Origin of the sequence: Candidatus Nitrosotalea sinensis, assembly GCF_900143675.1 — an archaeon.
Classification (GTDB): Archaea; Thermoproteota; Nitrososphaeria; order Nitrososphaerales; family Nitrosopumilaceae; genus Nitrosotalea; species Nitrosotalea sinensis.
Map to the genome: position 1 here is coordinate 545,964 of NZ_FRFC01000003.1, position 19,436 is coordinate 565,399.

25 protein-coding genes are annotated in these 19,436 nt (G+C 38.9%); 8 read left to right on the plus strand and 17 right to left on the minus strand.

Features of this window, described 5'->3' with window-relative positions:
- The first annotated feature begins 19 nt into the window (after positions 1-19).
- Complete coding sequence (glnA, locus tag NSIN_RS04785) at positions 20-1,462, plus strand: type I glutamate--ammonia ligase (protein ID WP_101010085.1); 1,443 nt, start codon at positions 20-22, stop codon at positions 1,460-1,462.
- Between the two features lie 3 nt (positions 1,463-1,465).
- On the opposite strand, the gene NSIN_RS04790 is transcribed toward glnA, so the two are convergent.
- From NSIN_RS04790 to NSIN_RS04805, 4 genes are all read right to left on the minus strand, one after another.
- On the minus strand, positions 1,466-2,167 hold the full coding sequence (locus NSIN_RS04790) for a hypothetical protein (RefSeq protein WP_101009628.1): 702 nt from the start codon (positions 2,165-2,167) through the stop codon (positions 1,466-1,468).
- Positions 2,160-3,251 carry a hypothetical protein gene (locus tag NSIN_RS04795; protein WP_101009629.1) on the minus strand — a complete coding sequence of 364 codons (1,092 nt, stop codon included), beginning with the start codon at positions 3,249-3,251 and terminating at the stop codon, positions 2,160-2,162. The genes NSIN_RS04790 and NSIN_RS04795 overlap by 8 nt, the downstream gene beginning before the upstream one ends.
- Before the next feature lie 78 nt (positions 3,252-3,329).
- Positions 3,330-4,544, minus strand: a complete 1,215-nt coding sequence (gene truD / locus NSIN_RS04800) for a tRNA pseudouridine(13) synthase TruD (RefSeq protein ID WP_101009630.1) — start codon at positions 4,542-4,544, stop codon at positions 3,330-3,332.
- A complete protein-coding gene (locus NSIN_RS04805; protein WP_101009631.1) occupies positions 4,528-6,075 on the minus strand; it encodes a virginiamycin B lyase family protein in 1,548 nt (515 codons plus the stop codon). Before NSIN_RS04805 ends, truD begins: the two co-directional genes overlap by 17 nt.
- Positions 6,076-6,187: 112 nt before the next feature.
- On the opposite strand from NSIN_RS04805, the gene NSIN_RS09445 reads away from it, so the two are divergent.
- Positions 6,188-6,328, plus strand: a complete 141-nt coding sequence (locus NSIN_RS09445; protein ID WP_165775243.1) for a hypothetical protein — start codon at positions 6,188-6,190, stop codon at positions 6,326-6,328.
- Position 6,329: 1 nt separating this feature from the next.
- On the opposite strand, the gene NSIN_RS04810 is transcribed toward NSIN_RS09445, so the two are convergent.
- The 9 genes from NSIN_RS04810 to NSIN_RS04850 all read right to left on the minus strand — a co-directional run bounded on the left by NSIN_RS04810 (position 6,330) and on the right by NSIN_RS04850 (position 14,440).
- Positions 6,330-6,875: a hypothetical protein gene (locus tag NSIN_RS04810; protein ID WP_101009633.1), complete on the minus strand. Its 546-nt coding sequence runs from the start codon at positions 6,873-6,875 to the stop codon at positions 6,330-6,332.
- Between the two features lie 2 nt (positions 6,876-6,877).
- A complete protein-coding gene (locus NSIN_RS04815; protein ID WP_101009634.1) occupies positions 6,878-8,266 on the minus strand; it encodes a cell division protein FtsZ in 1,389 nt (462 codons plus the stop codon).
- Between the two features lie 148 nt (positions 8,267-8,414).
- The gene (locus NSIN_RS04820) at positions 8,415-8,711 is read right to left on the minus strand and encodes a hypothetical protein (RefSeq protein ID WP_101009635.1); all 297 of its coding nucleotides are present in this window, start codon (positions 8,709-8,711) and stop codon (positions 8,415-8,417) included.
- A gap of 1 nt (position 8,712) precedes the next feature.
- Positions 8,713-9,522: a tetratricopeptide repeat protein gene (locus NSIN_RS04825; protein WP_101009636.1), complete on the minus strand. Its 810-nt coding sequence runs from the start codon at positions 9,520-9,522 to the stop codon at positions 8,713-8,715.
- 57 nt (positions 9,523-9,579) lie between these two features.
- Positions 9,580-10,860 carry a cation:proton antiporter gene (locus NSIN_RS04830; protein ID WP_101009637.1) on the minus strand — a complete coding sequence of 427 codons (1,281 nt, stop codon included), beginning with the start codon at positions 10,858-10,860 and terminating at the stop codon, positions 9,580-9,582.
- A gap of 44 nt (positions 10,861-10,904) precedes the next feature.
- Positions 10,905-11,111 carry a hypothetical protein gene (locus tag NSIN_RS04835; RefSeq protein ID WP_133124059.1) on the minus strand — a complete coding sequence of 69 codons (207 nt, stop codon included), beginning with the start codon at positions 11,109-11,111 and terminating at the stop codon, positions 10,905-10,907.
- Positions 11,112-11,173: 62 nt separating this feature from the next.
- The gene (locus NSIN_RS04840; protein WP_101009638.1) at positions 11,174-13,660 is read right to left on the minus strand and encodes a M1 family metallopeptidase; all 2,487 of its coding nucleotides are present in this window, start codon (positions 13,658-13,660) and stop codon (positions 11,174-11,176) included.
- A gap of 33 nt (positions 13,661-13,693) precedes the next feature.
- Positions 13,694-14,188, minus strand: coding sequence for a YqaA family protein (locus tag NSIN_RS04845; protein WP_218192579.1), 495 nt, complete (start codon positions 14,186-14,188; stop codon positions 13,694-13,696).
- Positions 14,189-14,206: 18 nt separating this feature from the next.
- Complete coding sequence (locus NSIN_RS04850; RefSeq protein ID WP_101009640.1) at positions 14,207-14,440, minus strand: hypothetical protein; 234 nt, start codon at positions 14,438-14,440, stop codon at positions 14,207-14,209.
- Positions 14,441-14,488: 48 nt separating this feature from the next.
- On the opposite strand from NSIN_RS04850, the gene NSIN_RS04855 reads away from it, so the two are divergent.
- From NSIN_RS04855 to NSIN_RS04865, 3 genes are read left to right on the plus strand one after another with little or no spacing between them, the layout of a single operon-like run.
- Entirely contained in the window at positions 14,489-14,701 is a 213-nt protein-coding gene (locus NSIN_RS04855; protein WP_101009641.1) for a DUF167 domain-containing protein, read from the plus strand.
- Between the two features lie 43 nt (positions 14,702-14,744).
- On the plus strand, positions 14,745-15,143 hold the full coding sequence (locus tag NSIN_RS04860) for a hypothetical protein (protein ID WP_101009642.1): 399 nt from the start codon (positions 14,745-14,747) through the stop codon (positions 15,141-15,143).
- 39 nt (positions 15,144-15,182) lie between these two features.
- Positions 15,183-15,518, plus strand: coding sequence for a hypothetical protein (locus tag NSIN_RS04865; protein ID WP_101009643.1), 336 nt, complete (start codon positions 15,183-15,185; stop codon positions 15,516-15,518).
- Positions 15,519-15,525: 7 nt separating this feature from the next.
- Here NSIN_RS04865 and NSIN_RS04870 read toward each other — a convergent pair whose 3' ends face one another.
- Genes NSIN_RS04870 through NSIN_RS04880 form a run of 3 tightly spaced genes read right to left on the minus strand, consistent with a single transcriptional unit; the run spans position 15,526 to position 16,634 of the window.
- The gene (locus NSIN_RS04870; RefSeq protein WP_101009644.1) at positions 15,526-15,981 is read right to left on the minus strand and encodes a hypothetical protein; all 456 of its coding nucleotides are present in this window, start codon (positions 15,979-15,981) and stop codon (positions 15,526-15,528) included.
- A 1-nt stretch (position 15,982) separates the two neighbouring features.
- Positions 15,983-16,195: a hypothetical protein gene (locus NSIN_RS04875; protein WP_101009645.1), complete on the minus strand. Its 213-nt coding sequence runs from the start codon at positions 16,193-16,195 to the stop codon at positions 15,983-15,985.
- A gap of 46 nt (positions 16,196-16,241) precedes the next feature.
- The gene (locus tag NSIN_RS04880; protein ID WP_101009646.1) at positions 16,242-16,634 is read right to left on the minus strand and encodes an SRPBCC family protein; all 393 of its coding nucleotides are present in this window, start codon (positions 16,632-16,634) and stop codon (positions 16,242-16,244) included.
- Between the two features lie 92 nt (positions 16,635-16,726).
- Here NSIN_RS04880 and NSIN_RS04885 point away from each other — a divergent pair, with 92 nt between their 5' ends.
- Together NSIN_RS04885 and NSIN_RS04890 are read left to right on the plus strand one after the other, a co-directional pair.
- Positions 16,727-17,203 carry an acyl-CoA thioesterase gene (locus NSIN_RS04885; protein WP_101009647.1) on the plus strand — a complete coding sequence of 159 codons (477 nt, stop codon included), beginning with the start codon at positions 16,727-16,729 and terminating at the stop codon, positions 17,201-17,203.
- 281 nt (positions 17,204-17,484) lie between these two features.
- Entirely contained in the window at positions 17,485-18,330 is an 846-nt protein-coding gene (locus NSIN_RS04890) for a hypothetical protein (protein WP_101009648.1), read from the plus strand.
- A gap of 21 nt (positions 18,331-18,351) precedes the next feature.
- Here the strand turns inward: NSIN_RS04890 and NSIN_RS04895 are convergent, their stop codons facing one another.
- Entirely contained in the window at positions 18,352-18,990 is a 639-nt protein-coding gene (locus tag NSIN_RS04895) for a DUF4443 domain-containing protein (protein WP_101009649.1), read from the minus strand.
- Positions 18,991-19,096: 106 nt separating this feature from the next.
- On the opposite strand from NSIN_RS04895, the gene NSIN_RS04900 reads away from it, so the two are divergent.
- Positions 19,097-19,315: a CbtB domain-containing protein gene (locus tag NSIN_RS04900; RefSeq protein ID WP_101010087.1), complete on the plus strand. Its 219-nt coding sequence runs from the start codon at positions 19,097-19,099 to the stop codon at positions 19,313-19,315.
- The last annotated feature ends 121 nt before the right edge of the window (positions 19,316-19,436 follow it).

Consider the following 19,436-nt stretch of genomic DNA (forward strand, 5'->3'; position numbering starts at 1 on the left):
TTACACCTTGGTATGGAAGATGATGGTACAGGATACACTGGATAGAATCAAAAACAACAAGATAGACTTTGTAGATTTTTGGTTTGTAGATGTATTTGGAGAATTACACAGCGTAAGCATTCCATCTTATTCTCTAAATGAGGAGCATTTCGTAAATGGGCTTGAAAAACTTGATGCAAGCTCCATTCGAGGTTTCAAATCTGTAAACAAGTCTGACATGTTGCTTGTACCTGATCTTTCTACATATGTTGTTCTGCCTCCTGTGTATGATGATGGGCAGAGGAAAAATGCTAGGATGTTTGCAAATCTGTATGAGAGTGATGGTAAAAATGAGATACGGTACAATAGGGATTCTAGGTTCATAGCGTCAAAGGCAGTTGAAAAACTAGGAAAATTTAGATTGACCAAAGCCATGTGGGGACCGGAACTGGAATTTTTTATATTTGACAAAGTAAACCTGTTTCCATCTGCTATGGGCGCGATGCATTCCTATGGGGGATCTGGATATTCTATCAAATCAAGTGAGGCTCCATGGGAGGGTGGAAATGCAAGCACAAGGATTGGCCTAAAGGGAGGATACTATCCTGCACAGCCGCGTGATACCCTTGAAGGTATTAGAAAAGACATCTGTGATGATGTGTACAGATACTTTGGGATTAAAGTGGAGGCACAGCATCATGAAGTTGCAACATCAGGACAATGTGAGATAAATCTACTGTACAACGATACTCTTGCTGCGGCAGATGGGGTTGTGTCAGTAAAAAACTTGGTGAAGGTAAAGGCAAGAAAAATGGGTAAAGTTGCAACTTTTATGCCAAAACCAATCTATGGGGACAATGCGTCTGCAATGCATATACATCAAAGTTTGTGGAATGGCAACAAAAATGCCATGTATGATCCTGATGATGTATCAGAACTAAGCCAGATTGGCAGGTATTATATCGGTGGATTACTTGACCATGCGTCTGCACTGTGTGCAATATCAAATCCGACTACAAATTCCTATAAAAGACTTGTACCGGATTTTGAGGCGCCTGTCAATATATGCTGGGGTGTGGGAAATAGATCTTCTGCAGTACGGGTTCCAATGTATCTTCATGGAAATGAATACAGTAAAAGAATAGAATATCGTGTGCCTGATCCTACTGCAAACATATACTTGCTAGAGGCTGCATTGCTGCTTGCAGGACTTGATGGAATTCATAACAAGAAAGACCCTGGAGACCCTGTTGAAGAAAATATCTACCAGATGACGCCTGAACAAAAAAGAAAATACAACATTAGTTCTCTCCCGTATACTCTACATGATGCACTTGGATCTCTCCAAAGCGATAAAAAATTCTTGGAAGATGTGTTTACAAGTGACTTTGTTGATTCGTATGTAGAAATGAAAAATTCAGAATGTAAATCGTTTGCTCAGACTCCTACGGCATGGGAGGTCTCGATGTATATTGATGTTTGATGTCTAACCATTGATGAATTTTGCCTCGTACATCTTTTTTGCATACTGGATTGATATTGAATCCGAGTGCTCTGTAATTGACAACTCGCGCAAGTTAAACACATCACTTTCAAGCTGGAGTATCAATTCTGTGGGTGTTTTTACTACTGCCTTGTAGGGAACTCCTTGTTCTGTGGGGCATGTTACTGTCAACTGGGTTCCATCTGATACCCCGAGGCAGTTGTTGTATGTGTATGATGGGTCTTCTGATTTGGTACTAGTCTGGGTATCTTGAGGTGGTGTGCTTTTTGGAGTGTCAGGTGTTGGTGTATGCGGTATTGGTGTGTCAAGGCTTGGTGCTGAGACTATTCTCTCGGGCTGTGATTGTTTTATCTGATTTTGGGCAAAACTATCTGAAAACACGGCATAGTTTGTAACTGATATTGCCAAAACAATGATTCCTGCTATGATGATTGATATGGCAATGGGATTGGCATGTCTTTTTTCTTTTTTCTTGGGTGGAACCTCTGAGAAGCTTTGAACTGTGGCAAGTCTCTCTTTTTTGGTTGTAATGTATGGCTCAAGATAGACATGATGATTGTGAATCTCTTCTACTGTTTTTCCAGAACATGTTCTGCATATTTTTTGTATAGTCTTTTTACACTTGGAACATGTGGACCACTTGATAAGCTCTCCTCCACAAGTCCTGCATGACTTGTCAGGCATTGTGCTTACCTCTGTGAGTCTTTACAAATATTACAACACCTGCCATTATTGCAGCTGCTGCAGATGATAATCCAATTACAATTTCATTCCACATGAAATTGTTTCTAGCTGGCATCTGTGTGGAATTGGTTTGTGTTGTTGTGTACACTATTTGGGATGTTGTGGTATTCTCCTTGGTAGTTGTATTTTCTGGAATTGGATTTGTTTTGGTTGTATTGGTTGATACTTTGGTGATGTTTACTGGTATCTTGATTGGAACTATTGGTTGACTTGTATTGTTTGTGTTTGGAATAGTTTGGTTTGTAATTTGCATGGTATTGTTGTTTGGAAGTCCAGCGTCAGGGCCTGGCACTCCCATCTGATGTGGAAGCTTGCCAATTACTGCTAATGCTTGTCTTATTTGCTCATCAGTCCATCCGCGTAACCTGAGATCTTGGTAAAATTGGGCTTGGCTTATTGTGCCATTTTGATATTCCTTGAGGATGGTATTGCCATTGTCTGCAACAGGACTTGATGATATCTGCAGTGGATTGCCGTTAACTTGGAATGGAATTGTGTTTGTAATGTATTTCTGGTCAAGGTCTGTCTCAAGGACCCATCCTATTTTGATGTCATATGTTCCCTGGGGCTCGTTTTTTGTATTGCATAGAGTTGAGAACCTCTCTACTGTCTTGCCGTTTATTGTAACATCGCAGACTGTATTTTCAAGACCGTTTAGAATTACTGGCTTGGGGTTGCTTGTGCTTGGCAATGCAAATGTTATGGTCCTGTTTGTGAGGTCTTGGTTTATTGCATCATCATGGGTGTATATTGGAAAACAGTCCTGGCCGCCGCAATGACTTGATATTGCAGTACCAAATGGTTGGGAGAATGGCAAATAGATGTACAAATCTGGATATGGGTAACTTGTCTTTGATATGTCTGGTATGTGCGATACTGTAATGGTGACTAGGCTTCCTGGAGCTCCTGTGTTTGATGATATTGATACGGTAGGGCTTCCAAGTGTGCTCAAGTCTGTAACTGCCCATGCGTGACTAATTGGTAAAATCGCAAGAAACGATAACAGTATGATTCTAGTCTTCAATTATGGAAAACCTAAATTCATGATTAATAAAACTTGGGCGGAATTTATCAGTGAGATCTTTTTTGTACCTGATTTTTTCTAAAATCCCGCTGATACTGGATCTTGTGGCTTGATTATTTCACGAAGCAATATTGTCGCATAAGATCCACGGGATAAAGTAAATTCCACATATGGTTCCTTTATTGCAAAATCGCTGCACAATATGGTAGATTGCCTAAAGCCTCCTTCTTCGCTTGCCTCTTGCATCTCCTTTGTGAAAAATTCCTTTGGTGTGATTTGCTCTTCTGTAAGGATATTTGATATGAAACTATCAAACCTGTTTTTCTTTGAATATGAATATCCTACAAGGGGAATTGCAAGCCTCTGGTCCGGGTCATTTTCATATCTTCCTAGATTGTCATCCTTGTCAAAGCAGACATCGCCTTGCTGTGGATGCAGCAAGTCTTCGCCATAATCATGTGCTTGAGATACTGTCTGGTTGAAAACAAATGACTGGTATGCCTGCACAAAGAATCTTCGCAACTGTATGGGTATTGCACGCAGTGCCTTGAGGGGGTCTCCGTGGGATATCATCTCAGAGAGTACTGTTCTCTCAATGTCCATTTGAGGGGGGACCATATCCATGACTTGGGAGTAAGATGACTTGTCTTTTAGCATTTGGCGTACCTTGTTGTTTTGGGGGGTGTCATACTCTGAGGTAAAAGACAGCAGGGTCTCTACTGCATGTTCGAAATTTTTCTGCAAAATTGCTTTTCCTATCAAATGTGATACTGGCCTTTTGCTTCCAAATCTTTGATATCCAAAAAAGTTGAGAATCTTGTCTTGGTCTTGGAATACTGAAACTTTGGTAAAATCTGCATCTTCAATTTTTATCTTGAAATGATTTCCTATCATGTCTTTTTTTGTTAATGGCTTTTGCACCAGTCCGATTTTTTCTAGTGTGTATCTGTTTGTGACTAGAGTGTTAGCAGACCTTCCTGTTGTCATGTCGCATACATATTGTTCCGTGGTTGCAGTTGCATCCTTGAGTCCAAGTGCCTTTAGTCGCAATCCGTATTTTGTAAAAATGTCAGATAATGCGTGATTTGTGTCGATTCCTTGTTTTTTTAGCTTGTATACTGTGTAACTTCCAGAAGAAGATATCTTGTCAAGTGCTTTTTGGCGTAATCGCTCCATGACAAAAAACTGCTCTGGAGATGACTTGATTTTTCCGCCAGTTCCTTCTGTTTTTGTACTATATGTTGAGATTCCAATAATTTTGTCTAGGTTGGGAACCTTACTGGATTGTGACATTGATGTATTTGGATATGGTTACATCTTGGTATCTTGCACCGGCTAGGATCTGGTAGGTTCCTGGACTTGCAAAGTTGTCTGCAGAGATTGTTATCTTGACGCTTGTTGGCTTGTTTACTGTAACATTACCTTGAGATGACATGATTGAGATGGTTTGAGGTCCTGAGGTGTTTGATGTTACTATGGAGACTGGAGATGTGAGGGTGTCTTGCGGTGTGATATCTAGTGATACTGTGGCATTTTGTCCTCTGTGGACTGTAAGTGAGGACTCGGATGTAGTTACGTTTAGTGGCAATGGGACGCTTGAATCAAGTAATCCGATGTTATTTTCAACCCATTCTGTAAACCAGACTTTGTTGTGGTCTAATGTAAAGTCTAGTACTTGGGCTACTCCACAGTCTTTCATTGGTCCACAATCAGACCAGTTTGGATTCTTGGATGGAACCAAGTATTCTACAAGTGACTGGGATGCTGGGTCGTATACTCCAAGACTGTTTGCAACTTGCTCGTTGAACCAGAGTCTTCCCTTGTCATCAAAGTGGTCCCAGTAGGGTCTTGATATTGGCGTCTTGATTAATCCTGATGCGTTTCCATATGATGCTACTTGGGGCGGTGATGTTGTGTGTTTTGTAAATTGTGATGTTACAGGATCAAAATCGAAAAAGAAACTGCTTGCAGTGTCCATTATCCATAATTTTCCTGAAGAGTCTATTGTAATTCCATTTGGAGCTTGGATGTCTTGTGGAAGTGGATACTGTGTAGAGTTGCCAGTCTTTTGATCATACTTGACAAGGCTTCCTCCTTGTTGGTATATCCATGCTGTGTACCATACATTGTTTGCAGAATCTGTTACCATTGCACTAGTGAAATTGTATTTTTGTGGTGATTGAATGCTTGTTATGCCAAGGTCTGGACTTGTGTTATCTGTTGTAAATACTCCTAACTTTCTACCGGTAAAGTCATTAACATATGCATTCTTTCCGTCAATTAGTAACATTTGTGGGAATGAGCCGTCCTGGGTTTGGCTCTTTGGGAATGCAAATCTCTGATAGCTCTTGTCTGAAGGGTTGAACTTCCAGATGAGAACGTGTTGTGAGTCTGTAACCCATATGTTGCCATCTTGTGCAGATGCCAGTCCCCACATCATTGATTTTTCACCTTTCTGCCACTGGGTGTTTGGAAACTCTTGGAATGTCTTTGAAGAAAGATCAAACTTGCCCACATTTCCAGTGTTTGATTCTGTAAACCAGACTGCTCCTGACGGGTCTGTTATGATTGCAAGTGGCTGGGTACATGCGGTAGGAATCTTGAATTCTGTTATGTATTTGGTTGACTTGGCAGGACCTGTATCACAAAAGGTTGCTCTCTTGTCGTCTGGATAATTGTCTGCAGGTGTGTTTGTGATGGTAGTGTCTGCAGGCTTGGTCTGGGTAGCAGTTCTTCCGCCGCCTAGAAATGCAACACTGACTGTAGAAACTATGAAAATTGCCATAAACGCTAAAGCAAGAAGCTTTTTCGTGTTTTTATTCACAAAATCTTGGCGGTTTCTACCTTGTTATATCTTATTCGTGGGATGTATCCTTGGTATCATCTTTGATAACGTGGTTTCTGATTATTATACTTCAAAGCCTGATTTTTTCACAATGACAACAGTGCAGGTTCCATACACTTGTAAAAAATGCAAAAATCAATTCAGTGTAACAATGAAACTTGGAGAGCCTATGGTTTCTAGACTGTGTCTAAAGTGTGGCGGCATTGCAATTGCCCCTGAAAACTTGTTCTAGTCTATTTTCTCTTGATTGAGAGTGTCTTTTGTACTTCGTTGATGCTGCTGAGGAACTTTTGCTTTGCTTCGTATTCGTCTGTCACCTTGATGGTTATCTCTGAAGCTGAAAACATGACGTCTTTGACAAGTATTGGTGGTGTGAGTCCTAAAAGCTCACTTAGTATGGCAAGTATGTTGTTGTATGTTGAATTGTTTTTGTAATGAAATATTGTATTTCCGTCTGCAACCTTTGGGTTTGGCTCTAGCGGTATTACAAGATCATGTGATGTAAATTCTGTGATAAATAATGAAATGTCTTCTTTGACTTTGGTGCTAAGTTCCTCTTTTTGTGCAATTAGTTTTTCTTTTGCCTTTTCCAGATCTGTTGATGCATCGTAATAATCTTGGCCAATCATTTTTGCAAACGTGGATTCTGTCTGGCTCTTGAGTGGAATTTCATGAATTCTGAAATTTACTGTTGCAAGCTCGTCTTCTGTGTCTTTTAATTGGGTTCTGTTTTCTCTGATGCGGGTTGCAACTTGTTCCAAGAATGTAAAGTCAGCCATTTCTAGCTAAACTCGTGGACTACATCCATAAGACTTGCCTTGAATTCTTCTGTAGTCAATCCCCACTTGCCATATTCATCTTTGAATGCATCCCAGGATGCTTCGGCCTCACTTGCAATCTCTAGAATTTTTGGTCCTATTGCCTTTGTATTGACAAGTATTGTGACATTTGCTTGTTCTGTTTCAAGTATTGGAATCTTGATGAATATCATTCTTGATTCCTCGATGTGGAATCTGTCCTTTATCATGTTCTTGAGAGTCTCTCTTTCTTTTGCCTCAAAGTCTCCCTTTACTTTGACAAGTGCACAACATGAATCCTTTGGACCTCCCTTGTCTCTTACATCGTTGTCATCGATATCAAACAGTACTGCATCTTCTTTCTTGTTGATGTGTTCTACTATTCCCTCCATTGTGTTGTGCTTGGTACCTGTCATCAAATCAGAGCTCCATTGTCTTTCTTCTGGAATGATTGGAATCACCCACGGGATTGCAAATCTTGGTCTTTTTGTTGCAAGCCATGTTCTATAGTTTGACATGTCCCATTCTGTCTCTCTTGCAAAAGATGCAATAAACATCGAGATTGCATTTGCTGCAATCAAGTTCATTCCTCTGTAATCTTTCCACCCGACTTCGTGTTCTTTTGGAAGATCATCTATGATAGATGACATCTTGTCTAGTCTTTTCTCGTGTCTTTGCGCAAGCTCTCTTAATCTCTTGTTTGAAAATAGAATAGAACAGTCACTGTACTTTATCTGGTGTTCTAGGTTCATGACGATGTTGATTGCAGATGCTTCTAGTATGACTGGGTCCCAGCCAAATTCTGGCAATAATCCAAATGATGCAATTGTTGCGTGTTCCTTGGTGTCTTTTTTGATGTATTGCATGAAAGCACTTGCAAATGAAGCGCCCGTTCCGCCTCCCATTGCAAATGGAATTGTAAATCCTCTTACTGGTTCTGGTGAAAGACTTGCAAGTTGCTTTTGCATGTCATATTTTGTACTTACTTCTTTGATGAATCTGGTACGGCCTTCTGCCCAGTTTCTTGCAGCGCCTCCTGCACCAGAGATTACGTGTTTGTCTCTTAATGCAAACAAGTCTGGATATGATTGTAATATCAAATTGGCAGCTCTTGGGTCAAGGTCAATTAGTAGAGCTCTTGGAATAAGTGGAATCTCGCTTCCTCCATAAGAGTTTGGAAATCGAAGAATTGTACTACCGTATCTTTTTAGTATGCGGGATTCATCTTTTTCTCCCTTGAGTGTTGGCTTGAGTGGGTCTGCACCTACATCTAACAACAATCTTCTATATGCTTCTGCACCAAGACCAATGCCGCAATGACCAAAGGATGTCATTATCACTGGGGCCGGGGGTAATGGAGCAAATTTTGACAAATTTAATCACTCTTTGAAAGCGGATCTTGTCTCTTTAACCATATAGTGCAAGATTGTACAGTCCATACTTGATAGTTGTAGACATGATTTGCCGTTTTCAATCCTGTGTCTTGATTGGGTTTTTTTGCATTTAAGATTTGGGAATGAATTATTCTTCTTCAGTTAGAGCTTTTTTGAGGACACGAAATTCCTCTATTGATATTTGGCCTTCTGCCAGTCTCACCCTGAGTACCTCAAGTGATGTATCTCTTTTGGGTGGGGGAGTAACTGGTTGTTCTTTTTCTGGAGTATCAGGGGACTCGAGTAAATTTTGGATGTATCTATAATCTGACATGACAACTGGCTCGCCACTTTTTATCTCCTCAATTATGTTGCGTAATCTCTTGGTGTCTCCTCTACCTGATGCAAGCAGGCCCTTGATTGTTTTTAGCATATCTTCTGACATTTTATTTTACCACTGTCTTGAATCTTGAATCCCCTTTTATCTTATCGAATGCTAAATCTGTTGCCGCCCACTTTTTTATGGTTTTGCCGTAGTGAGATATTGCTTGTGCAAGAAGTATCAGAGCATCATCATTTTGGCCAAGAAGTGCTTTGCTTCGTGCTTTGGCATAAATTATTGTACCGTTTTTGGGGTGTTCTTTTAGTATTTTATCAAAGATCTCAATTGCCTCTTGGTGTCTTCCAAGTTCTGACAATTCTGTTGCCTTGTAAAATATTGCCTCATTGTTATCTGGTTCTTTTGTTAGTATTTTGTCAAAATATGAAAGGGCCTCTTCATGTTTTTTCTGCTTGCCTAACACTAGTCCCTTGTAGTATGTTGCTTGCATGTTTTCAGGTTCTTGCTCCAGAACTTTATTTAGGCAATTGATTGCATCATCGTATTTTTCCAGTCGTATGCTTGCAATTCCTTTGTTGTACAAGGCTGGAATGTAATTGGGATTGTTTGCAAGTGCCCTGTCATAGTATGTCACTGCCTTGGCAAACTCCTGAGACTCGGCATGATGATTTCCTAAATTATTTAGTGCATCTGTGTGATTTGGGTCAAGTGAAATTATTTTTTCAAAACATGATGCAGCATCTTTGTTCTTTTTTAGGGCAAGCAGGGACATGCCTTTATTGTATAGTACATCTGTGTTTTCTGGATCTTGTTTAATTGCCTTGTCAAAAAATGAGATTGCCTCTTTATGCCTTTCTAGTTTTGCATAACTTGCTCCCTCTGCAATAATTTTTTGAATTGAATCTTTATCGGCCATTGCTATATGGTAAATTGTTCTTGGTATCTTGTTTAATTCTTTTTGATGTATTGTATTCTATGTTGTTGTCTCTTGGACTGTTTCAGGAAATGCCTTTTTGATGTATCTTGTAAGTACTGGGTATTGGATTATCAATGACGACAAGACTACTCCGAAGGTAATTGTCTTTAGTATCTCTTTTATCTCGCTTTCCGGTAAAGTCGCAACAAGGGCAACTGAGAGTGCACCTCGCATTCCGCCAATCATGACAACATGTCTCCACGTTTTGTCTGTTTTTTCTTTAGTAAATCTATGTGTGACTGCAAGTATTGGATATGTTGATACTGCTCTTGCTGCAAGTACTGCAACAACTGCAAGTGCAATTAATGGTACGTTTTGGCTTATTCGTACCATGTCCATGCTCAAACCTAGATACAAAAATGCTACCGAGTTTGCAAAAAATGCAATCATTTCCCAAAAGTTTGAAGCGTATGTTCTGACCTTTTCACTGATATACTTGGGTTTTCTCAGTACCACTCCAAACCAAAGTCCTGCAGCAGCTGCTGCTACAAGACCTGACATGCCAAGCGCATTTGCAATTATCAAAGAACCGAAAAGTACAGCAACTGAGAGTGCAGTTTCCGAAAATGGCTCTTCGAGTAATCCGTGTAGGAACTGGGAACCTACTGCAAGGCCTATGCCTATTGCAATTCCTCCGAAAAATACAAGTGCAAAGTGACCTATTGTCTCCAAAATGTTTACATTAATTTCTGTAGTACTGCCTGCTGCAAGAAGAGATCCTTGTGATGCTGCAATTGCCATGATTGAAGAAAATATAATTACACCTGCAGCATCGTTGAAGCTTGCTTCTGACTCCATTAGTGTTGCAAGAGATTTTGGAATCTTGACTCTCTTGAATACCTCTATTACTATTGCTGCATCTGTCGGTGCAATGAGGGCTGCAAATGCAAATGCAACTATTGTTGGAAGTCCTGCCAAATATGACAGCAAAAGGCCTCCGACTATGGTGGCAAGTCCTACTCCAATTGTTGCTAGTGCAAGTGCCGATATTCTGACGGTCTTGAATTGTTCACGGTCTATCTTCATCATTGCTTCAAAAATTAGAGGCGGTATGACAAAGTAGAGGATAAGCTTTGGATCTACCTTGAATCCTGAAATGTTTGGAATTCCATGGCCTGTAAAGTCTAGTACGGAAATTGCTATTCCTATACCGACAAGAATCATGGTGTATGGAATTTTTACCTTTGATGCGATAAGGGATGCTAGAAAAATTGTCAAGAGGAAAACCGGAATTACGTATTCGTTTGATAATAAATGACCTAAACTTAGCTCTGACATCTGTAAACTCTAGTGACCAAATTATAAAAATCGTTCTTAATTGATTATTTTCTTCGGTTTAGCTCTTGTTTGTCTTTTCTTAAAATTCGAAATCCCAAAAATATTCCAAGAGATATGTTTACCATTCCAAGTGCTGTTAGGATAAAGTTTGGCTTGGTAAATACAATCAATCCCATGAAAATGCCCCAGAATCCTGCTATGAGAAACATTACTGTGATTATGGATTGCTTGCGGCGGGAGGGATTACTCATTAGCGAGTCTCTGATTTTGTGGCACTATTAAACATTGAGAGGTGAGTTGTTCTGTGATGTAACTAGGATAGCTCTTTTCTTGTGGTTTCTATGAAATTGGAATTGATTCGGATTCTCTCTAGTGTCTGTGCCAGTTTCATCTCAGTTCCTGGAACATGGTGTTTTGTAAAGAATTTCTTGATCTCTCTTTCTTTTTCCATGCTTGATTCAATTGATACGCTACCTACAATTCTATTCAAAAGTGGATTTCCTACTCCAAATCTTGTAACAATACCCCTCCAATTCTGTTTTATCCATGGCCATACAAGCTCTTTTCCCTGTGGGTTTGTTACCATTCTTGCAATTGGTTGGAATAAGTTTTGAGTTCTGACTTCTTTTGAAAGTGTAAATGCAAGTGTTTTTGATAATAATTTTTTATCTTGAAAGTTTGCAAGGGTACTGAGCAATCTTACCATCTCTTCCTGTGTTGGTGCTTTACGGTATAATGATAATATCTTTTGGTATGTTGATGCGTCTCCATTCCATGATATTACAGAATATACAGGACCACGAAGATCTGGCTCTAACTTGCCTGTTTTTAGCAGGTTTGCAAATCTTGCTTGCGCTTCTTTGACAATATCTTTGTCTTTTAATCTTCCAAGTGAACTTATCACTTGACCACGCAAAAGGGCTACAGTGGATCGTTCTCCCTCTGACTTGTCCCATCCAAGTTTTACGAATATCTTGTTAAAGAAATCAAGATTGAATTCTTTTATCTCGTCCCAAAACGCTTCCCCTGATGATAATATGTAGAAAAAGTTCAGACTGCTGATTATGTCTGACAATACAACGTAATCATCTTCATTTTCGTAATGTCTTACAAAGTCAAGATATTCTCTAAATGATATCTGCTTTGACAGGCATAATGCTACAAGGTCATGATGGATGCTCCATCTGTCTACATTTGATATTGTCTTGTCTTCTACTTGGATGCCTAGCTCATCTAGCGCATTATTGTCATATTTTACACGATAGAATCCCTTCTGACCGTCATTTACCTTGAACCAGCCTGACTTGTGAGGTATGGTTACTGGACCTTTCATTAATTTGGTGACTGTTCTGTCTTTTGTTCTCACTGAGAGTGGGATTATCCATTTTCCGGTCTTGCTCTTGCCATTTGACTCTAGTAGGAATCTGCTTTGTGTTAGTTTCAATCTGGAATTTTCTGCCTTGACTTTTATAACTGGGTATCCTACCTGTCTCACCCATGTGTTCATCATCTGTCTTACTGGTTGTCGTGAAGCAGAACCAAGTGAATCCCAAAGGTCTTCTGTGGTTGCATTTGCATATTCGTGTTTTTTCAAATAACTGTAGAGTCCTTTGCGGAAATTGTCCGGTCCAATGAAATTTTCTAGCATCATGAGTACACATCCTCCCTTGTTGTAGCTGATTTCATCAAATATTTGTCTGACATCAGCTGGGCTTTTTACAGGAACATCAATTGGGTGAGATGATTTTAATGAATCAAGACTGAGGCCTCCTGTCATTTCTGAAATTAGGAATTGGTCCCAGAAATCCCATTCTGGATATAGTGCGTCAACTGCCTTTGTTGCCATGAATGTTGCAAAGCTTTCATTGAGCCAGAGATCATTCCACCACTTCATGGTAACTAGATTGCCAAACCACTGGTGTGCGATTTCATGTGCGATTACTTCGGCAATGTGTTGCTTTGTTTCAGTAGACGAGGTCTTTGGATCGTAGAGAAGTATTGTCTCTCGGAATGTGATTGCACCCCAATTCTCCATTGCGCCTGATGCAAAGTCAGGTATTGCAATCATGTCAAGCTTTGGAAGTGGATATGCAATCTTGAAATATTTTTCAAAATATGATAAGAATTGTTTTGTAAATTCAAGTGACAGTCTTCCTTGTGATATCTTGCCTTTTGTTGTAATTACTCGAATCAATGTTTTGCCTGATTTGGTTGAGATTGACTCAAACTCTCCTACTGCAAGATAGAGCAAGTATGTTGACATTATAGGAGTGGTGTCAAAATGATATAGCGTCTTTTTGCCTATGTTTCTCTTTGAGATTACGGGCATGTTTGATATTGCGGTATGGTTCTTGTTTACCAAAAGTGAGACGTCAAATGTTGCTTTTGCCTCTGGCTCATCCCAGCATGGAAATGCCCTTCGTGCATCTGCAGCTTCAAATTGGGTGGTGGCAAGATACTTTTCTTTTCCGTTGAACTTGTATTTGCTCCTGTAAAATCCAACTAGTTTGTCATTTAGCTGACCGATAAAATCAATTGAAATTGTTGCATTGCCATTTATCTTTTGGGCTAGTACAAGTGTTATCTCTTCTGTCTTTTCGTTAACTATTGCCCTTGTCTTTATTATCTTGTTATTCCAGGAGATGCTACATTGTTTTATCTCAATTTCTGCTGCATGAAGTGTTATCTTGTTTGTAGGGCTTGATACTTTGATTGCTATCTTTTCGCTTCCTCTAAATGTAAAATTATCAAAATTTGGCTCAAATTCTATCTGATAATTTATTGGTGATACTTGTCTCACAGAATTTTTGTTCTTGCATACTCATAATATACTTTAGTGAAAAACGTGAACCAACCATCGTATAAAATGAACTCCAAAAAATACGATTGCAATTGCCTTTACGGTTTTACCAGTTGTCATAAATATTGTGTATTTTACAATGTTGTATCTTTTTGTTCCAGCTACTATTGATACAATATCTCCAACAATTGGAATCCATGGTGACAAGAAAATTACTGTGGACCATCCGTATCTTGACATTATTGAGATACCTTTCTGTTCATATTTTTTCTCTGGAGTTTTTCTGAGTTTTTTTAGCAATCGCCCGTTGTACCCCAAGTAATACGCAATGTATCCCCCAATTATGGAGCCGACTGTAAGTGTTAAAAATATCTCAAATGGATCAATTCCGCCAAGTAACAGGGCAGATACTGTCAATTCTGTAGGTATTGGGATGAAACTTGAGAATACTCCATTGAAAAAAAGTCCCAAAAGGCCATACTTGATAAACAATGCATCACGAAATACCGAATGGATAATTTCAGTCATCATTGTCACAGCTTGATTTTAGTTCATTTTAAATGAATTGCCGGATTTTACATCATGATCATAAATTGCATTGCCTAATTTTTTGAGAAGCTTTGTTTTTGATTTTTGTGCTTTTTTGTCATGACTATAGTCTTTTTTTTCTATCAGGTCATGAAGGCGTTCAAGTTCTGCACGTGAGAGTGCATTGACGCCTCTTGTAAATACAATATCTAATAGTTGTAATCGCTCAAGATCCTCGCTGTTGTTTTGCATGAATTGTAACTGTGTATCTTTAATATTTGTCTTACATCAAAGGTGTCAGTGCTCTACAAGGTATCGGTGTCGTTTCACAAAGACTTTATCAAAATTACAGGTGATCAAATGGAGCTTGGTATAATGGCCAAACCTGTAAAGGGAAAGGCAAATCTTGAAATCATAAAAAAAGTTGCAGAGCACTTTGGAGTCTCAAAATCTAAAATACGGATTGTGTCTGGGGAAAAATCACAAGACAAGATAATTGAAGTCATGTCTTGATTCTACCAAACCCTAAAAAACAAGAAAAATTACCTGTTTTTTGATGTACAAGACTCTGGTTGCAATCACGTTATCTGTTGTGTTGATGTCGTTTGTTTTACAGCCGGGTTATTCTCAAGTAGCAAAATCAAATGCCATACTTGAGAATGGTGTATGGCATACAACTGTTGGAAAACAAGTCCAAATAACAACCGATGTTGCAAACAGCCAAAACCGAGACCAGCCGTTTGCCTATATTGTACAAATTCAGAACCAGGATGGAGTTGTGTATTCTTTGTCATGGATAACTGGAACACTTGATGCAGGTCAGTCTCTTAGTCCTTCACAATCTTGGACTCCTACTGCTCCTGGAACTTATACTGCTCAGGTCTTTGTGTGGGCAAGTGTGGGAAACCCTGATGCCTTGTCGCCTCCTGTGACGATGCAAATCTTGGTATCATAGATTCGGATCAGTTATAATTTAGAAATTTACAGCAAATCTATGGATAAAAGGAGAAGACTCTCAACTTATCTTGTTATTGCAGTTGCATTTGCCTTTAGTATTTACTTTATTGCTTCTCCCTTTTTGTCTCCATCGGATCAAAGTGGCACAATACCGGGTCTTAATCAAAGTCCTGATTCTGTATCTACATTGACAAGTGATATTGATTCATGCATGACAACGCCAAGCTCTGATTGTGATCAAGAGATGCTTCAGATAGGCAAGTACTGTGATGCAAACAAGGGACAAAACATATCAATTTGTTCTGATGCACGGGTTTCACAATACATCAGCAATAGGGGACTGGAAAGGCCTGTAATAAACACTGGAAGTTAATTTAGAATTATTTCTGGGCTTCTTGCATTATTTTTTCCATGTTTTGTTTTATGAATGGAATTATCTTTTTTGTAATTGTATTGTGAAAGTCATCTGCATCAGGATCAAATGACAGCAACAATACATGTGCAAGTCTTCTGTTTTCATCGGCAATTGGTATTGTAGCTCTGATGAGTTTTGTATAGTGTGAGCTGGCGTATGATATCTTTCCAAGTAAATACTCCCATCTCAGTCTGGTGTACTGTCTTGTGGCAGCAGTTATTGCATACTGGGCTCTCTCTTCAGGTTTCATGACTGGAATCAATCCTGGCCTTTCTGCAACGCCTTCTAGTGTTCCATCACCATCTGCAATTCCTGCAAATCTTATTTTTTTATCAAGTAAAACTACGTTTTTGCAAAAGTCATCAAAAAAAACCATTTTCAATAATGGTGTAACATACAAGCTATATTTGCTTTCTGTCAAATCATGGCTTGTCTTGTTGTATGTTTGAAGGCTTTATTTTTTGAAATACAACATTACACAATAACATAAAACCAATCCATATTCCTAGCATCAGGATTGGCGTATAATGGCCTAGACACTGGCTACACACAAACTTGTTGACAAGAAATACTACAAGACCTCCAACTAGGGCTCCTGTGGCATAATCTACAAGCCTCCACCAAAAATACTTCATTTGATATCTCTCTTGATTTTACATGTGATATAATATTGGTTTTATTTTATGAATCAAAATGCTTTCTGATATTTTCCACTTCGATTTTTATCCATTGACAAAATATCTTCCATAATGCATCAGGTGTGGAATCATATTGAAAAAAAGTGAACATCACTGCAGTGTCATTGTTTGAAAGTGAGATTACTCTCATGTATGCTGGAGTCATGGCATCCTCTTTAGGGCCTGCATAAATGTCAATCAAGCCTGCCGTCTTGGATACATCAAGTCTTATGAAGACCTCTCCTATTGGGGTCTGTGCAATGTACTTGTCTTGTACTTTTGATAGTTTGTTGACAAACTTTGTACTCCATTGCGGTAGATTTTCTATATCTGATAAAAACTCGAACACTGTATCTCTTGGAGCATTGACTACACATGTCTCGGTTATTGAATTCAATACTTTTTTTGTAAATCTATGTTAATTAAACAATGTTTGCTAGAACCAGAAAGAATAACTCATAAATGCGCCATGTATCCCATTGCAGTAGCATGTCACTAAAACCAAAGAGCGCAGATGAATCAAAGGCAGAGATGACTGTCAGAATGTTTCCATCTGATGCAAATCCTGCTGGCAATGTCTTTGGTGGTGAGATTCTAAGGCAGATTGACTTGATTGCAGGTCTTGTAGCGCAGAGGCACTGCAAAAGAAATGCAGTGACAGCATCAATTGACAGGGTAAACTTTCTCAAACCTGTGATGGTTGGAAATGCATTGATACTAAATGCCAGGTTAAACTATGTCTCAAGATCTTCTATGGAAATTGAGATACACGTTGAAGCAGAAAATCTGTTTACTGGAGTTAAAACTCTGACTAATACTGCATATGTGACATCTGTAGCACTAGATGAGAATGGCAGACCTACTGATGTTCCTCCGCTCTTGCTTGTAACTGATGATGAAAAGAAGAGATTTGCAGAAGGGGAACAGAGAATGTTACAGAGAAAAAGAGAACGAAAACAGCATTAGGATTTTGATGTTATTCATAATTTGGAAATAAAAACTCAGAGGGCGTGACTGGATGTCTGGGCTCCCTCTGTGAAAATCATCTTGTATGAAAATCTGAAAAATGACTTGCATACTGGGATTTTCTATACTGTATTGGATGCAATACCATATAGGGGTCGCTAAAGATTATAGCTTAATTTTCATAAGAAAAGCTTAAAGCTGGTTGGGTGTGTTTTACAATGATCCAATCATACGGAATGATTTTATTTTATAGCAATAGATGACACTGTATAATCTCGAAAATGAAAAAAATTCTAGCGGCAAGCTGTCTTGCTGTGTTTGCATGTACCATGATGTGTCTTTCAAACACTCCACCTGTCTGGGCTCAGACTGCACCTGTTGATTCTCAAATTACAGTCAAGATAGACAAGACGCGATACAACACTGGTGATATCATGATAGTATCTGGATCGGTAAAAAATGTTGTATCTCAAATACCATTGACTTTGCAAATACTTGATCCTACAAACAATCTTGTGCATGTTGAACAAATACTTGTTACTGCTGATGGACGATTCTCTTTGCCTCTGAAAATTGAAGGTCCGTTGTGGAGACTTCCAGGTCAATACACTCTGATTGCACAATATGGCTTCAAACATGTTTCAGCTACCGTGCAATTTGACTTTGAACAAAAAGATATTCCTGTGGAAGGAGTCTTTAATGTGAAGGACATGTCTAGTGGACAAAACTTTGATCTAAACTATACCATCACGGGCGGTACAGTCAAAAGCATAGTAATTGACCCTCAAGACATTTCACTTGTGGTGCATCTTGATGCTCAATATCCTGGAATGCTTCATCTTGAGATTCCTAGGCTGTTGCTTGATGCAAAAAAGACTGGCAATGCTGACGAATCATTTCTCATCTTTGTAGATGATGATGAGGTGACCTCATTCCAAGAGGAAGCATCTGACTCGCAATATAGGATATTGGATATTCCTCTAGTCAGCGGTGATTCTAAAATAGAGATAATTGGAACGCAGGTTGTACCAGAATTTGGTAATATATCAGGCATGATGTTTGTGTTGTCTGTCTTGTTGGCAATATTTTTGGTTCCTAAAATCAAAACATATCAGATACATATATGATGATATAATTCTGAAATGTTTCTAGTGTTTTTCATGATCTTCAATAGTGTATAGTGCTGCACTTTTTGCAGCCCGCTCTGCAATTTTCTTGCTTTGTGAGCTTCCAATTATTATGACATCATCTTGCTCTGGAGATAATTTTTCCATTATGATGTGATGGATGTCTTTGTTGTTTTTTATCAAATCTTCATCTGTTCCAGGAAGCACCAGTCTGTCATTTTTGCAGACAAGTGTGGTTGCACCTACTGCACCTGCTTTTATTGCTGCATCTCTCTGTTCAATACCACTTCTGATGTTATAGGCCATGTTCTTTACAAGCACGGCATGATTGAATTTGCCTAGTGCAATGGCACATTTGGAAATATCTGCCTCTTTTGGAATAAACGAATGTATCTTAGAATAGATTGTCTTTCCCTTGTCGGTCATCCACATTCCTGCGTTAGAGTTTTCCACAAGTCCGTACATCTTCATGTGTTTTACAAGTGTCTTTACAGAACCTTCTCCGAGATCAAGTTCTTGCATCATACTTGATCTGCTTATCTTTTTGCTGTCTGCCATCATTTGCATTGTTTTGATTACATGAACTAGATCAAAACTTAGCATTCTGCTTGGGGCATGTCTTTCTGCAACTTTGGAGAGCAAATGAATAACTTGATGCATTTTACACCAAAGCTGGTATCTTAGAGTATCAAATTTAAGTCTAGTATGACTTGAGTTGGATAAACCATCCGATTGTTTAAATAATATTCAAATATTTGAAATGAAAATGGCAAAAATTTTGCAACAATTGACAAAATCCAGTCATGGCGTTCCCAAATTAGCAGTGGGAATCTTGTTGGTACTATTTGGAGTAGGATTCTTCTCAATGGGTTTTGATCAAGGTCAACTATTTAGTTTGGTTCAGGGTCAAAATGCATATGGGGACATGTATCTCCACGAGTTCTCACATGACATGAGACACGCATCAGGTTTTCCGTGTCATTAAGTGAAAACCACTTCTATTCTTTTCAAATCTCTTTCTGCCTAGTGTAAATATTTGAAATCAAAAAATTGGAAATTTTTAAGAAGATTGTTTCTTCTTGGCATTCTCATAGCCTTTCTTTGCG

Bases quoted from the DNA above. Each gene is read 5' to 3' on its own strand.
- NSIN_RS04820 (WP_101009635.1), bottom strand. From the start codon at position 8,711: ATGTCAGAAGATATGCTAAAAACAATCAAGGGCCTGCTTGCATCAGGT.
- NSIN_RS09445 (WP_165775243.1), top strand. From the start codon at position 6,188: ATGACAACAGTGCAGGTTCCATACACTTGTAAAAAATGCAAAAATCAA.
- NSIN_RS04825 (WP_101009636.1), bottom strand. From the start codon at position 9,522: ATGGCCGATAAAGATTCAATTCAAAAAATTATTGCAGAGGGAGCAAGT.
- NSIN_RS04845 (WP_218192579.1), bottom strand. From the start codon at position 14,188: ATGACTGAAATTATCCATTCGGTATTTCGTGATGCATTGTTTATCAAG.
- NSIN_RS04835 (WP_133124059.1), bottom strand. From the start codon at position 11,111: ATGAGTAATCCCTCCCGCCGCAAGCAATCCATAATCACAGTAATGTTT.
- truD (WP_101009630.1), bottom strand. From the start codon at position 4,544: ATGTCACAATCCAGTAAGGTTCCCAACCTAGACAAAATTATTGGAATC.
- glnA (WP_101010085.1), top strand. From the start codon at position 20: ATGATGGTACAGGATACACTGGATAGAATCAAAAACAACAAGATAGAC.
- NSIN_RS04900 (WP_101010087.1), top strand. From the start codon at position 19,097: ATGGCAAAAATTTTGCAACAATTGACAAAATCCAGTCATGGCGTTCCC.
- NSIN_RS04860 (WP_101009642.1), top strand. From the start codon at position 14,745: ATGTACAAGACTCTGGTTGCAATCACGTTATCTGTTGTGTTGATGTCG.
- NSIN_RS04830 (WP_101009637.1), bottom strand. From the start codon at position 10,860: ATGTCAGAGCTAAGTTTAGGTCATTTATTATCAAACGAATACGTAATT.
- NSIN_RS04810 (WP_101009633.1), bottom strand. From the start codon at position 6,875: ATGGCTGACTTTACATTCTTGGAACAAGTTGCAACCCGCATCAGAGAA.
- NSIN_RS04875 (WP_101009645.1), bottom strand. From the start codon at position 16,195: ATGAAGTATTTTTGGTGGAGGCTTGTAGATTATGCCACAGGAGCCCTA.
- NSIN_RS04895 (WP_101009649.1), bottom strand. From the start codon at position 18,990: ATGCATCAAGTTATTCATTTGCTCTCCAAAGTTGCAGAAAGACATGCC.
- NSIN_RS04890 (WP_101009648.1), top strand. From the start codon at position 17,485: ATGAAAAAAATTCTAGCGGCAAGCTGTCTTGCTGTGTTTGCATGTACC.
- NSIN_RS04850 (WP_101009640.1), bottom strand. From the start codon at position 14,440: ATGCAAAACAACAGCGAGGATCTTGAGCGATTACAACTATTAGATATT.
- NSIN_RS04790 (WP_101009628.1), bottom strand. From the start codon at position 2,167: ATGCCTGACAAGTCATGCAGGACTTGTGGAGGAGAGCTTATCAAGTGG.
- NSIN_RS04885 (WP_101009647.1), top strand. From the start codon at position 16,727: ATGTCACTAAAACCAAAGAGCGCAGATGAATCAAAGGCAGAGATGACT.
- NSIN_RS04865 (WP_101009643.1), top strand. From the start codon at position 15,183: ATGGATAAAAGGAGAAGACTCTCAACTTATCTTGTTATTGCAGTTGCA.